At 73.2% G+C, this 13138-nt stretch carries 12 protein-coding genes and 1 pseudogene; 6 read left to right on the top strand and 7 right to left on the bottom strand.

The features are described 5' to 3' along the window. Positions 1-108: 108 nt before the first annotated feature. Positions 109-348: pseudogene (locus ACRYM6_RS20135) on the top strand (cation transporter); the annotation flags it as partial. Between the two features lie 24 nt (positions 349-372). On the opposite strand, the gene ACRYM6_RS20140 reads toward ACRYM6_RS20135, so the two are convergent. Beyond that, complete coding sequence (locus ACRYM6_RS20140) at positions 373-933, bottom strand: cell wall-binding repeat-containing protein (protein ID WP_432544670.1); 561 nt, start codon at positions 931-933, stop codon at positions 373-375. A gap of 259 nt (positions 934-1192) precedes the next feature. Between ACRYM6_RS20140 and ACRYM6_RS20145 the strand changes: the two genes are divergently transcribed. From ACRYM6_RS20145 to ACRYM6_RS20155, 3 genes are read left to right on the top strand one after another with little or no spacing between them, the layout of a single operon-like run. After that, positions 1193-2128, top strand: a complete 936-nt coding sequence (locus ACRYM6_RS20145; protein WP_432544671.1) for a ribonuclease Z — start codon at positions 1193-1195, stop codon at positions 2126-2128. Between the two features lie 9 nt (positions 2129-2137). Further along, on the top strand, positions 2138-2263 hold the full coding sequence (locus ACRYM6_RS20150) for a hypothetical protein (RefSeq protein ID WP_432544672.1): 126 nt from the start codon (positions 2138-2140) through the stop codon (positions 2261-2263). Next, positions 2260-4428, top strand: a complete 2169-nt coding sequence (locus ACRYM6_RS20155; RefSeq protein ID WP_432544673.1) for a putative bifunctional diguanylate cyclase/phosphodiesterase — start codon at positions 2260-2262, stop codon at positions 4426-4428. Before ACRYM6_RS20150 ends, ACRYM6_RS20155 begins: the two co-directional genes overlap by 4 nt. Positions 4429-4461: 33 nt before the next feature. Here the strand turns inward: ACRYM6_RS20155 and ACRYM6_RS20160 are convergent, their stop codons facing one another. From ACRYM6_RS20160 to ACRYM6_RS20185, 6 genes are all read right to left on the bottom strand, one after another. Beyond that, positions 4462-5562 carry an ABC transporter ATP-binding protein gene (locus ACRYM6_RS20160; RefSeq protein WP_432544674.1) on the bottom strand — a complete coding sequence of 367 codons (1101 nt, stop codon included), beginning with the start codon at positions 5560-5562 and terminating at the stop codon, positions 4462-4464. Beyond that, the gene (locus ACRYM6_RS20165; protein WP_432544675.1) at positions 5559-6701 is read right to left on the bottom strand and encodes an ABC transporter ATP-binding protein; all 1143 of its coding nucleotides are present in this window, start codon (positions 6699-6701) and stop codon (positions 5559-5561) included. Before ACRYM6_RS20165 ends, ACRYM6_RS20160 begins: the two co-directional genes overlap by 4 nt. Then, positions 6701-7591: a carbohydrate ABC transporter permease gene (locus ACRYM6_RS20170; protein WP_432544676.1), complete on the bottom strand. Its 891-nt coding sequence runs from the start codon at positions 7589-7591 to the stop codon at positions 6701-6703. Before ACRYM6_RS20170 ends, ACRYM6_RS20165 begins: the two co-directional genes overlap by 1 nt. Continuing rightward, positions 7591-8448, bottom strand: coding sequence for a carbohydrate ABC transporter permease (locus ACRYM6_RS20175; RefSeq protein ID WP_432544704.1), 858 nt, complete (start codon positions 8446-8448; stop codon positions 7591-7593). Before ACRYM6_RS20175 ends, ACRYM6_RS20170 begins: the two co-directional genes overlap by 1 nt. A 130-nt stretch (positions 8449-8578) precedes the next feature. Then, positions 8579-10024: an extracellular solute-binding protein gene (locus ACRYM6_RS20180; protein WP_432544677.1), complete on the bottom strand. Its 1446-nt coding sequence runs from the start codon at positions 10022-10024 to the stop codon at positions 8579-8581. Positions 10025-10103: 79 nt separating this feature from the next. Beyond that, entirely contained in the window at positions 10104-11177 is a 1074-nt protein-coding gene (locus ACRYM6_RS20185; protein WP_432544678.1) for a zinc-binding dehydrogenase, read from the bottom strand. Positions 11178-11421: 244 nt separating this feature from the next. Between ACRYM6_RS20185 and ACRYM6_RS20190 the strand changes: the two genes are divergently transcribed. Together ACRYM6_RS20190 and ACRYM6_RS20195 are read left to right on the top strand one after the other, a co-directional pair. Beyond that, the gene (locus ACRYM6_RS20190; protein ID WP_432544679.1) at positions 11422-12366 is read left to right on the top strand and encodes a sugar-binding transcriptional regulator; all 945 of its coding nucleotides are present in this window, start codon (positions 11422-11424) and stop codon (positions 12364-12366) included. After that, positions 12363-13130, top strand: coding sequence for an SDR family NAD(P)-dependent oxidoreductase (locus ACRYM6_RS20195; RefSeq protein ID WP_432544680.1), 768 nt, complete (start codon positions 12363-12365; stop codon positions 13128-13130). The genes ACRYM6_RS20190 and ACRYM6_RS20195 overlap by 4 nt, the downstream gene beginning before the upstream one ends. The last annotated feature ends 8 nt before the right edge of the window (positions 13131-13138 follow it).

Consider the following 13138-nt stretch of genomic DNA (forward strand, 5'->3'; position numbering starts at 1 on the left):
CCCCCCCCCCCCCCCCCCCCCCCCCCCCCCCCCCCCCCCCCCCCCCCCCCCCCCCCCCCCCCCCCCCCCGCCCCCCCGCCCCCCCCCCCCCCCCCCCCCCCCCCCCACTCCCGGCAGACCCTGCTGTGCACGTACCTGTCAGCGGTGCTGCTCGCGGGTCTGCTGCTCAACGCGGTCGCCGGCTGGTCGTGGGCGGACCCGGTCGCCGGGCTGGGGATCGCCGTCATCGCCGTGAAGGAGGGGTGGTCGGCCTGGCGGGGCGAGGGGTGCTGCGCACCCCCCGCGCGGCCGGACCGCGAGGCACCCGCGCCCGCCGCCTGCGGGTGCGGGGACGCCTGCTGCCGCTGACCGCACCGCCGCCGGCGGCCCGCGTCAGCGCGTGACGGGGGTGATCGTCGGGCAGCCGGCGCCCTGGGGGTCGGAGTACTGCTCGGCGTCGGCGAACACGCCGTCGGAGACGCTGGGGGTCCCGCCGACGACCAGGACCAGGCAGGGCCGCAGGCGCTGGAGCTCGGCGCGGGTCGACGCGGGCAGCCGGTCGCGCTCGGTCAGCAGGACCGGGCCCAGGTCCAGCGCGGACGGCCCGACGGCCAGCGCGTCGGGCAGCGCGGTGCCGGAGGCCAGGAACACGACGGCCGCGGTGCCCGGGCGCCACATCGTGAAGGAGACCTCGGCGGCGGTCTCGTAGCGGTCGCGACCGGACATCCGGAAGTTCCCCATGGCGCTCAGGGCGGACTTGGTGTCGATCCCGGAGGTGGTCGACGACCCGGCCGCGGTGACGTCCTCGCGCAGGGCGCGCATCGTCTCGGCGACCTGCACCCGGTCGACGGACGGCTCCGGCGCGGTGCCGGAGGCGGAGGCCGAACCGGCCCCGACGAGGGCGGCGCCGGCGAGCCCGGCGGCGGCCAGGGCGGCGGAGGTCTTGGAACGCATGGGGTCTCCGAACGACGAGGGCGGAGCGGCTCGGTCACCGTCCGTGCGTCGAGGTTCGCGGAGCAGGGTCGTGACAGGCCACTGCCGGGTTCCGCACAGCACCCGAACGGGCCGCCGGATCACCTGTCCTCGCCAACCCCGCCAGCGGAACGTCACGGCCCCCTACCGCGCGTCACGCGTCGCCACGAGATCAGGCCCCGTTCACGCGCCGGTGGGGTTCCGGCCACCCCCGCGCGGCCGCCCCTGCCACAGTGGTCCGGTGAGCCACGGCAGAGGGACGCGTGAACTCGTCGTCCTGGGGACCGCCGGGCAGGCACCCACCCGGACGCGGAACCACAACGGCTACCTGCTGCGCTGGGACGGCGCCTCGGTGCTGTTCGACCCCGGGGAGGGGATCCAGCGGCAGATGCTGCACGCCGGGATCTCCTCCCCGCGCATCGAGCGGATCTGCGTGACCCACCGGCACAACGACCACTGCCTCGGCGTCCCGGGGGTCCTGAACCGGATGGCGCAGGACGCGCCGGGCCGGGCGGTCACGCTGCACGGGCCCGCCGACGCGGCCAGGCACCTGCGCGACCTGGCCGTCGTCGCGCAGGCGCACGTGGCCGTGACGGTGGACCCGGTGCCGACGGTCGACGCCTTCGTGCCCGTCGCCGACGTGGCGGGTTCGGCGCTGACCGCGCGGGCCCTGGACCACCGGGTGCCCGCCGTCGGGTACCGGCTCGGCGAACCGGACGGCAGCTCCTTCTCCCCCGGTGCCCTGGCCGCGGCCGGGATCCGCGGCGCCGACGTCGGCCGCCTGCAGCGGGAGGGGGAGCTGCACGGCGTCCGCCTCGCCGACGTCAGCACCCCCCGCCCCGGTCAGGTCTTCGCGTTCGTCATGGACACCCGCGACTGCCCCGCGGTCGCCGAGCTCGTCCGCGACGCCGACCTCGCGGTCCTGGAGTGCACCTACGCCCACCGCGACCTGCGGCTGGCGCACGACCGCGGCCACCTCACGGCCCGGCAGGCCGGGCTGACCGCCGCCCGCGCGGGCGTCCGCACGCTCGTGCTGACGCACTTCTCCCAGCGCTACGACGCCGCCGAGCTCGGCGAGGAGGCCCGGGCCGCGATCGCCGAGCTCGGCGGCCGCACGAGCGTCCACGTCGCCTCGGACCTCGACGTCGTCCCCGTGCCCGCCCGCGCCCGGGCGTAGCGTGCCGCCATGAGCACCCAGCCGTTCGACCCCGCCGACCCGCCCGTCCCCGACCTGGAGGTCGACGAGGACGTCGCGCCGCGGCCCGAGGAGGAGATCGCCGACGCCCAGCGGGAGGACGCCGGCGAGCCGTGACCGGGCGGCGCCCGGACGAGGGACACCCCGTCAAGGTCGTCCCGGCGGGCGTCGAAGCCGACGGCATGGACGAACCGTCCCCGCGGTCGGCACGGGAACTGGCGCAGGAGGTCGAGCGGCTGCGGGCCCAGCTGACCGCCGAGCGCGAGCAGGCGGCCGCGGACCGCGCGGGCCTGCAGGCGCTGCTCGACCACCTCCCCACCGGGATCGTCGAGTACCGGGACGCGGACAACCTGGTCTGGGCGAACCGCGCGTTCTGCACGATGGTCGGCCGCGAACTGCCCGACCTGCTCGACGAGCGGTGGCGGGCGACCGTGCACCCCGAGGACGACCACGTCCCCCGCGAGGCGGTGGCGGTCCCCGGCGGGACGCGCCTGCCGATCCGGCACGTCGACGCCGACGGCGGGGTGCACTACTGCGACAGCACCCTCGTGATGGTCCCGACCGTCGGCGAGGACGGCGTCGAGGGGGTCCGCCCGCTCGTGAACGTCCACGAGATCACCTCCCTGCACGAGGCGACGCAGGCGGCGCTGGCGGAGGAACGCCGGTTCCGCACGCTGTTCGAGTCCTCCCCCATCGGCATCGCCGTCACCGACGAGGACGACGTCGTCCGCGACGTGAACCCCGCCTACCTGCGGATGCTGCACGTCGACCCCGACCACCTGCTGGGCCGGGCGTTCCACGAGGTCCACCCGCACTTCTCGGCCGCCTTCGACCGCGAGGCGGTCCTCGCGGCCCTGGCCGCCGACGGCCGGTACGAGTGGCAGGGCTGGGCGCCCCGGTTCGACGGCACCCGGTTCTGGGCGAACGTCACCGTCTCCTACTCCGTCGACGCGGCCGGGGACCGGGTGGTCGTCTCGCAGGTCCAGGACCACGACGAGGTGCACCGCTCCCGGCAGGCCCTCGCGCACGCCGCCCTGCACGACGCGCTCACCGGGCTGCCGAACCGGGCGCACCTGCTGACGGTCCTGGACGGCCTCCTCGCCGACCGCACCCGGCCGGTGGGGGTGCTGTTCTGCGACCTGGACCGCTTCAAGGCCGTCAACGACTCCCTGGGCCACGCCGCCGGGGACGCGCTCCTGGTCGCCGTCGCCGGCCGGTTGCGGGACTGCCTGCGCGAGGGCGACCACGCCGGGCGCCTGGGCGGCGACGAGTTCGTCGTGGTGCTCGACGGCCTGGACGGGCCCGGCGACGCCGTGCACGTCGCCGAACGGGTCCGCGCCGCCGTGCAGGACACCCTCGACGTGTTCGGGCCCGGCCTGGGCTGCGGGGTGAGCATCGGGGTCGCGGTGAGCGACCCGGACGGCCCGGTGCTCCCGGGCGCGGACCTGCTGCGCGACGCGGACGAGGCGATGTACCGGGTGAAGGGCGCCGGGCGCGGCGGCTGCGGGGTGTTCACCCCGCGGGCCCCCGAGGAGGTCGCGGCCCGCCACGAGCTGGAGGCGGACCTGCGCCGCGCCGTGGCGGACGACGCGTTCGTCGTGCACTACCAGCCGATCGTGCGGCTCGAGGACGGGCAGCGGATGGCGTTCGAGGCGCTGGTCCGCTGGCCGCACCCGGTCCGGGGGACCCTGGGGCCGGAGGAGTTCTGGGACGTCGCGACGCAGTGCGGTCTGGCCGCCGCCATCGACACCGCGGTGCTGACGCGGGTGGCGACGTTCCTGGTGCAGCACCCCGGGGAGATCGTCGCCGTCAACGTGTCCGCGCAGCGGCTGGACGGGACGTTCGCCGACGCGGTCGCGCGGGCGCTGGCCCGGGTGGGCGCGGCCGGTTTCCGGCTGCTGGTGGAACTGCGCGAAGCGGCCCTGCGGGTGGACGACCCGGTGCTGGCCGCGGAACTGCACGACCTGGAGTCCCTGGGCGTCAGCGTCGTCGTCGACGACTTCGGCGCCGGGAACAGCGTCCTGACCGCGCTGCACGCGCTGCCGGTCCGCGGCCTGAAGATGGGCCCGGCGTTCACCGCGGGCCTGCCCGGCAACGGCCGCCTCGTGGCGAGCGTCCTGGGCCTGGCCGAGGGCCTGGACGTGGAGTGCATCGCGACGGGCGTGGAGACCGCCGAGCAGGCGCGGCACCTGCGCGAGGCGGGCTGGCACGCCGCGCAGGGCTGGTTCTTCGGCGGCGTCGCCCCCGAGAGCACCTGGTTCCCGGTGGTCCTGCCCGACTGACCGGCCCGCGGCGCGGCGGGCCGGCCGGCCCGGTCAGCGCAGGCGGGCGCCGTCGCCGGGGGCGAACAGGTACGTGCGCGCCGGCGGCGCGGTCAGCCGGATCGTCTCCCCCCGCCGGTAGGACGCCTCCGACGACGTCTGCACCACGACGGAGGAGTCGAGCCCCTCCACCCGGACGGTCGCGAGCCCGAACTCCAGGAGGTTCTCGAACACGAGCACCTCCCCCGCCACCGACGCCTCCCCGTCGCGGGCGATCCGCGCGTCCTGGGGGCGGACGCCCACCGTCACCGCGGTGCCCGCCGCCGCGCCGGAGGCGGTGGGCAGCACCCCGTCGCGCCCGACGCGCACCGACCCGGTGCGCTCGACGACGCCCTCGAACAGGTTGATCTTCGGCTCGCCCACGAAGTCGGCGACGAACCGGTTCGCGGGGTCGTCGAAGATCTCGTCGGCCGTCCCGAACTGCTGGATGGTCCCGCCGTCCATGACGGCCAGCCGGTCGGCGAGGCTCAGCGCCTCCAGCTGGTCGTGCGTCACGACGATCGTCGTGTACCCGAACTCGCGCTGGAGCACCTTCAGCTCCCGCCGGACCCGCTGCCGCTGGGCGGCGTCGAGGTGCGAGAGGGGTTCGTCCAGCAGCAGCACCGGCGGGTTGCGCACGAGCGCGCGGGCCAGGGCGACGCGCTGCTTCTGGCCGCTGGACAGCCCCGCGGGCCGCAGCGGCAGCAGGTCGGTCATCTCCAGGCGCTCGGCGATGGCCCGGACCCGGGCGTCGGCGTCCTTCACCCCGCGCGCCTTGAGGCCGTACGAGAGGTTCCCCTCGACGTCCAGCGGCGGGTACAGCGCGTAGCTCTCGAAACCCACGCCGATGTCGCGCTTGCCCGGCGGCAGGTGCGGGATCGACCGGTCACCGATCCGGATGTCGCCGGAGGTCACGGTCTCCAGGCCGGCGATCATCCGCAGCGTCGTGGTCTTGCCGCACCCCGACGGGCCGAGCAGGGCCACGAGCTCACCGGGCTCGATGTGCAGGTCGATGCCCTTGACGGCGTGGAACGCCTCCCGGCCCCGGCTCTCGTACCGCTTGTGCAGGTTCTCCAGCACGAGGGCCTTGGCCGTCGTCTGCGTCAGGACGCTCACCGCGCACCCCTCTCCTCGGTGGCCGATCCCAGCCGCACGGTGTCCTCCGCGCCCCCGGCCGGGGCGAACACGTGCACGTTCTCCAGGGGCAGGTGCAGGTCGACGACGTCGCCCTCGCGCGCCCCGGCGTCGGAGTCGGCGACGACGATGACGTGCTCGGACCCGCCGCGCGGGCCGACGTCGACGCTGAACTCCATGAGCCGGCCGAGCCGCTCGGCCAGCGACACCCGGCCCCGCAGGGACAGGCTGCGCGGTCCCCCGGTGCCCAGCTGCAGGTCGCGGGGCCGGATGCCGAGGCGCGCCTGGCCCGACGGCAGGTCCAGGTGCCGCGGCAGAGGCACCGACAGGTCGCCGCCGGCGCCGCGCAGCGCACCGCCGTCGGCCACCACGTCGAACAGGTTGATCTCGGGCTGGCCGAGGGCCTTGGCGACGAACGTGTCGACAGGCCGCCGCCAGATGTCCTCGGGCGTGCCGACCTGCACGACCCGGCCGGCCCGCAGGACCGCGATCCGGTTCCCCAGGGCGAGGGCCTCCTGGTAGTCGTGCGTGACGTACAGGGACGTCGTGTTCGACATCTCCCCCAGCTGCTTCAGCTCGGCCCGCATCTGCGCCCGCAGCTTCGCGTCGAGGTGGGACAGGGGCTCGTCGAGCAGGTACACGTCGGCGGGGCGGACCAGCACCCGGCCCAGGGCGACGCGCTGGCGCTGCCCGTTGGACAGCTCGCGCGGGAACCGCTTCAGCAGGTGGTCGATCCCCAGGGTCGTGGTGACGGCCTCGATGCGCTCGCGCTGCTGCTCGGCGGTGTACTTCCCGGTGCGGCCCGACCGCAGCGGGGACGCGAGGTTGTCGAAGACGGTCTTCTGCGGGTAGAGCGCGTAGCTCTCGAACGCCATGGCGACGTTGCGGTGGTACGGCTCGACCCCCTCCATGGGGACACCCGCGATCTCCACGTCGCCGGCGTCGACGTCCACGAGGCCGGCGACGCTCTTGAGCATCGTCGTCTTCCCCGCCCCCGAGGGGCCCAGGACGACGAAGAACTCCCCGTCGCCGATGGACAGGTCGACGTCCTGCAGGGCCGGGACGGCGTTCTTCCCGGTCCCGTAGGTCTTGGACAGGTTCGCGATGCGCACGGTGGCCATCAGGCCTTCACCGCCCCGAACGACAGGCCCCGCACCAGGTACCGCTGGATGGTGAGCGCGAGGACGAGCGGCGGCAGCGCGCCGAGGATGGCCGCGGCTGCCGTGAGGTTGTAGAACGCCTGCCCGCCGCCGCCGAGGTACTTCGTCACCGCGACGGTGACGGTCGTGGCCGCGGAGTCGGTGAGGATCAGCGGGAACAGGTAGTTGTTCCAGGCGAAGATGAACGCGAGCAGGGCGGCCGCCGCGATGCCCGGCCGGACCAGCGGCAGCGCGACGGTGAGGAACGCCCGGGTGCGGGTGTACCCGTCGAGCAGCGCCGCCTGCTCCAGCTCGGGGGCCAGGTCGGTGAAGTAGGACCGCAGGATCCACACCACCAGCGGCATCGTCACCAGCTGCAGGACCCACACCATGCCGAGCTTGGTGTCGAAGATCCCCAGGGTGTTGTAGATGACGAACAGCGGGACGATGACCATCAGCTCCGGCGCGAACCGGAACGACAGCATCTGGAACATGAGGTCCTCGGACCCGCGGAACTTCCACCGTCCCGCCGCGTAGGCCGCGGGGATGCCGACGACGAGGGAGACGAGGACGGCGCCCGCGCAGTTCAGGACGCTGGTGAGCATCGCCTGGCCGAAGTCGACGCTGGTGAGGTCCTCACCGCGCTGGGACAGGACGGTGCCGAAGTTCGCCAGGGTCGGCGAGAACTCGAAGTACGTGGACGTCTGCTGGGCGTCGTTCTTCAGCGCGAGCAGCACCATCCACACGAGCGGGAAGAGCGAGAAGACGAACCAGGCGAGGATCGCCAGGTCGGCGACCACCGACCCGGGCGTCACGCGCTTCTGCCCGGGGGTCAGCTCCCGGGCGAACCGGGAGGTCCATCCGCCGGCCATCAGGCCCCCGCTCCCGCAGCACGGCGCTGCGCCTTGCCCAGCACGCTCACGAGGTAGCGCGCGGTGATGAACACGATGATCCACAGCAGGAACATGTAGGTGCTGCCGCGGGAGTAGTTCAGGTTGGTGATGGAGTCCTCGAACGCACCGATCTGGAGGGTGGTCGTGGTGACCCCCGGACCGCCCGCGGTGAGCACGTAGACGGCGTCGAAGACCTTCAGGCAGTCCATGAACCGGAAGATGACGGCGACCAGGATGTACGGCCACATCATCGGCAGCATCAGCCGGCGGAACATGTAGAACCAGTTGGCGCCGTCCACGTCGGACGCCTCGAACGGCTCCCGGGGCAGGGACCGGATGCCGGCCAGCACCAGGATCGCGACGAACGGCGTGTAGATCCACACGTCGACGAGGATCGTGGAGGCCAGCGCCCGGTCCCTGCTCAGCCAGTCGAACGTCGACCCGAGGCCGAGGACGTGGTTGAGGACCCCGAACTGGGGGTTGAACATCAGCTTCCAGATGACCCCGGCGATGACCGGGGCGATCATGAGCGGGAGGATGAGGAGCCGCTCGAACGTCTTGCCGATGAGCGTCGACCGGTTCAGCAGCAGCGCGATCGCCACCCCCAGCACGGTCTCCAGCCCCGTGGCCGCCACCGCGTACAGCAGCGTCGTCCCGGCGCTGCGCCAGAACAGCGTGTCGCCCAGGACGCTGCGGTAGTTGTCGAGGCCGACGAACGTGGGCGACGGGTTGGTCGCCGCGTAGTTCAGGACCGTGTAGTACACGCCGTAGAAGAACGCGTACAGGATGCCGATGATCAGCAGGACGGCCGGCACCGACAGCAGGTACGGGCGCAGTCCCCGCCGCCAGGCCGGGACGCGGCGGACGGTGCCGGCACCTCGTGGGCTCTGCTGCGCGGGCGCCCCGGGTGTCCTGCCCCCGACGGTGGTCGCCACGGCTCCTCCTCTCTGTTCCCGCTCCGGGAGGTCAGGCGTTGATCTTGGTGGTGTTGGCCTCGGCCAGCTCGTCCAGGCGGGACTTGGCGTCGGCGCCGGAGTAGATGTCCTGGAGGGCGACGGCCCAGTCCTCGGTCGTCTCGAAGAACTTCGTCTGCGGGGTGAACTGGATCTTCGTGGAGTCGATGACCTTCTCGAAGGTCTCCAGGTAGCCCGGGAAGTCCCCGAGGGTCTGCTTGAACGACCCGTCGAACACCGACGCGCGGACCGGGTCGGCGAACGTCGACGCGGTCGCCTTGTTCATGGCGTCCTTGCCCGTCGCCCACTGGATGAACAGCCAGGCGGCCTGCTTCTTCTTCGACGCCGCGTTCATGGCCAGCGACCACGTCCACAGGTTCGTGGCGTAGCTGCCGTCCGGGCCGGCCGGGCCCGGGTACCAGGCGAGGTTCCCGGCCTGGGCGCTGGCCCCGGCCTTCTGCTTGGGGTAGGTGGCGCTGTCGGCGTCGTAGACCATCATGGCGTTGCCGTTGCCGAGGTCGCCGGTGCACTGCGGGTAGTCGTAGGTGGTCCACGACGTCGGCCCGGCGGACCTGGCGAGGTCGACCCACTTCTTCGTGAAGTCGACGGCCACGTCGGAGTTCATCGCCGCGGTGTAGGTCGTGCCCTCGGCCGTGTAGTCCTTCGCCCCCTCGCGGGTGAACTGCGTCATGAAGCCGGGGTGGATGGTCGCCCACGACTTCGAGCCGCGGAACGCCACGCCGTAGCGGTTCTGGGAGCGGTCGGTGAGGTCGTTGGCCAGCTGGATGAAGTCGTCGAACGTCTCCGGCAGCGCGATGCCGCGGGCGTCGAACTCCTTCTTGTTGTACGCCACGACGTTCGTCTCGAAGCCCCACGGGATGGCCCACTGGCCGCCGGTGCCGAGCTCGGACCCCTTCTCGAAGTCCCAGCGGGTCGAGGTGCGCAGACCCTCGTAGATGTCCTCGAAGTCGTACTCGTCGCTGGTGGCCGCGGAGTTCTCGATCCAGGGCTTGAGGTCCTCCATCCACCCGGGCGGCCCGTACTGCCAGATGAAGTAGGCGCCGGTCATGAACACGTCGTGCGCCCCGGTCCTGCCCGCGAGCTCGGTGTTCAGCTTGGTGAAGTAGTCGGCCTCGGCGACGAGGTCGGCCTGCACCTCGATGCCGGTGAGCTCGGTGAACTCCTTCAGCAGCGGCTGGAACGCCTGCTGGTACGGGTGCGGCGTCTGGAGGATCTTGATGCTCTCGCCGTCCAGGGCCTTCCAGTCGAAGGAACCGGTGACCTCACCGGCGCCGTTCGCGTTCGCGGCGTCGTCCCCGCCGCCCCCGCCGGTGCCGACCCCGCAGCCGTAGAGCATGGGGACCGTGGCGGCTCCGCCCATCGCGGCCAGCAGGGACCGCCGGGCGACCTTCTTCTGCGGGACGTGCAGCCCGCTCTCGGACCGGGTGAACTCGTTCATGCTGACGCTCCATCGCGTAGGGGGGCAGGTTCCACCGGCCCGGCGGCCGACCGGCCGCCGGGTCCTGGTCGGGGGGGGGTCAGGGGATGAGGGAGACCTTCACGGAGTTCGCGGAGTCGGCGACGAGGTCCAGGCCCTTCTGGAACTCGGCCAGCGGGAGCTGGTGCGAGCAGATCTCGTCGAGGGGGAGGCGGCCGGACTCGATGAGGCGCAGCGCCGCGGGCCAGGTGTTCTGGCCGAGGTGCGCGCCCAGGACGTTGAGCTCCTTGTCGTCGGAGATGATCGACCAGTCGACCGTCACCGGGTCCTTGAACACGGAGTACTCCACGAAGGTGCCGAGCTTGCGCAGCAGGTTCAGCCCCTGCGCGACGGCGGAGGGGTGGCCGGTGCCCTCGATGTAGACGTCGGCGCCGTACCCGCCGGTGAGCTTCTTGACCTCCTCGACGACGTCGACCTCGGTGATGTTCAGGGTGACGTCCGCGCCGCACTTCCTCGCCAGTTCCAGCTTCTGCGGGAGGGCGTCCAGGGCGATGATGCGCTTCGGGAACTTCGCCGCGGCCCCGGCGATCATGCCCAGGCCGATGGGGCCGCAGCCGGCGACGACGACGGTGTCGTCGAACCGGATGTCGGCGCGCTCGACGGCGTGCAGGGCGCAGGACAGCGGTTCGGCGTAGGCGACCTGCCACGGCGGGATGTCCGAGGGCGCCTTGTGGACGAGGGCCTCCTTCGGCAGCACCAGGTACTCGGCCATCGCGCCGGGCGTGCGGCGCTTGAAACCGAACATGTCGTGCGGCTGGCACATGTGGTAGTCGCCGCGGTTGCAGTAGCGGCACTCCCAGCACGGCACGATCTGCTCGGCGACGATCCGGTCGCCCTCGACGACGCCCCAGCGCTTCGAGGCCTCCTCGTCGATGGCCGCGATGCGCCCGGTGAACTCGTGCCCGGGGACCGTCATCGTCTCGGCCCACGCCGGGCGGTTCTCGTCGCCCCAGAACTTCGCGGCACCGTGGTAGCACTTCAGGTCGCTGGCGCAGATCCCGACGGCCTCGACCTTCAGGAGGGCTTCGCCGGGACCGGCGACGGGGACGGGGACCTCCTCGAGCCGGTAGTCGTGCGGGCCGTGGACGATCACGGCCTTCATGGTGTTCGCCATGACTGCTCCTTCGCAGCGCACCCGGTGCTCGTCGGGTGCGGGAGTGTGTGATGTCGGCTGGGTGACGACTCGTCGGTGGGTCGTCGCGGGTTCGGGACCCACGGACCCCGGCTGGTGCCGGGACCGCCCTCCGTGGTCTTCCGAACGCTAGGACCTGTGCGGCACACTTGTCCAGCACATGCGTGCAACGATCTGACCACGAGCGGCGACGGCGCCGCGCGGCCACGACGCGAGGAGAGCCCTGGTGCCGAACACGAAGCGGTTCCCGCTGGCGCTGGCGCACACCGCCGCCACGCTCTACTACCTCCAGGACGCCACCCAGGCCGAGATCGCCGAACGCATCGGCACCTCCCGCGCCACCGTCAGCCGGCTGCTCCAGGAGGCCCGCGACCGCGGCCTCGTGCGCATCGAGGTGCTCCCCCTGCCCACCGAGGACCCCGACGACCTCGCCGGCCGCCTGCGCACCGCCCTCGGGCTCCAGCAGGTCGCGCTGTGCCCCGGCACCGGCGCCGCGCACGTCGCCGAGGCCGTCTCCCCGGTCGTGGCGGCGACGCTGGCCGAGGTGGGGCTCGAACCCGGCGACGTCCTGCTCGTCTCCTCGGGCCGGACCGTCTACGAGATCGCCCAGCGCGAACTGCCCGACCTGCCCGGCGTGCTCGTCGCCCCGATGGTCGGCGGCCAGGACGAACCCGAGGCGTGGTACCAGACGAACGAGATCACCCGCCGCATCGCCGTCGGCGTCGGCGGCACCCCGAAGTTCCTCTACGCCCCCGCGTTCCCCGGCCGCCGGCTGCGCCGCAGCCTCGTCGAGGACCAGGAGTTCCAGCGGTTCGCGAAGCTGTGGAGCGACGCCCGCTGCGCCCTCATGGGCATCGGCGCTCCCCCGCTGCAGCGCCAGTCGATCCCCGGTTTCGTCCCGACCGAGGAGGAACCGCTCGCCGACGCCGTCGGCGACGTCGCCTCCCGGTTCTACGACGAGCGGGGCACCGAGGTCGCCTACGAGGGCGCCGACCGGCTCATCGCGATCCCCCTGGAGGTCCTGCGGGCGGTCCCCGTCCGGATCGCCGTCGCCTACGGCGACCTGAAGGTCCCCAGCATCGTCGCGGGCGCCCGCGGCGGGCACTTCACCCACCTCGTCACCGACCCGGCCACCGCGTCGGCCCTGCTCTCGTCCCTGGAGGACTCGTGAACCCCGACCCGTTCGACCTGACCGGCCGCCGCGCCCTCGTCACCGGCAGCACCCAGGGGATCGGCGCCGACGTCGTGCGGACCCTCGCGGCCGCGGGCTGCGACCTCGTCGTCAGCGCCCGCGACCGCGACGGGCTGGAACAGCTCGCCGAGGCGGTGCGCGCCGAGCACGGGGTCCGGGTCGCGGTCGTGCCCGCCGACCTGTCCGACGCCACCGACACCGAGGCGCTCGCCACGTCCGCGCTCGCCGCCTTCGACGGCCTCGACGTCCTGGTGAGCAACGCGGGGATCTCCGTGCCCCAGCGGGTCGTCGACGTCGACGCCGCCACCTGGGACCGGGTGCTCGCGGTGAACCTGCGCGCCCCGGCGCTGCTGGGGTCGCGGGTGGGGCGGGCCATGGCGGCCGCCGGGCGCGGCAGCATCGTCAACGTCTCGTCCGTGGCGGGTTCCCTGGCGCTGGCCGAGCACTTCTCCTACTCCGCCAGCAAGGCGGGTCTGCTCATGGCGACCAGGGTGCTGGCGCTGGAACTCGGGCCCGCCGGGGTCCGCGCGAACTCCGTGAGCCCCACCGTGGTCATGACCGAGATGGGGCAGCGGGTCTGGGGCGAGGAGGCCAAGGCCGCCCCGATGCTCTCCCGCATCCCGCTGGGCCACTTCGCCCAGCCCGGCGACGTCAGCAACGCCGTGAGGTTCCTCGCCTCCGACGCCTCGGCCATGGTGAACGGCGTCGACCTGCTGGTCGACGGCGGTTTCTCGGTCGCGTGAGGCGGGGA

Source organism: Kineococcus rugosus (genome assembly GCF_050871975.1).
Taxonomy (GTDB): Bacteria; Actinomycetota; Actinomycetes; order Actinomycetales; family Kineococcaceae; genus Kineococcus.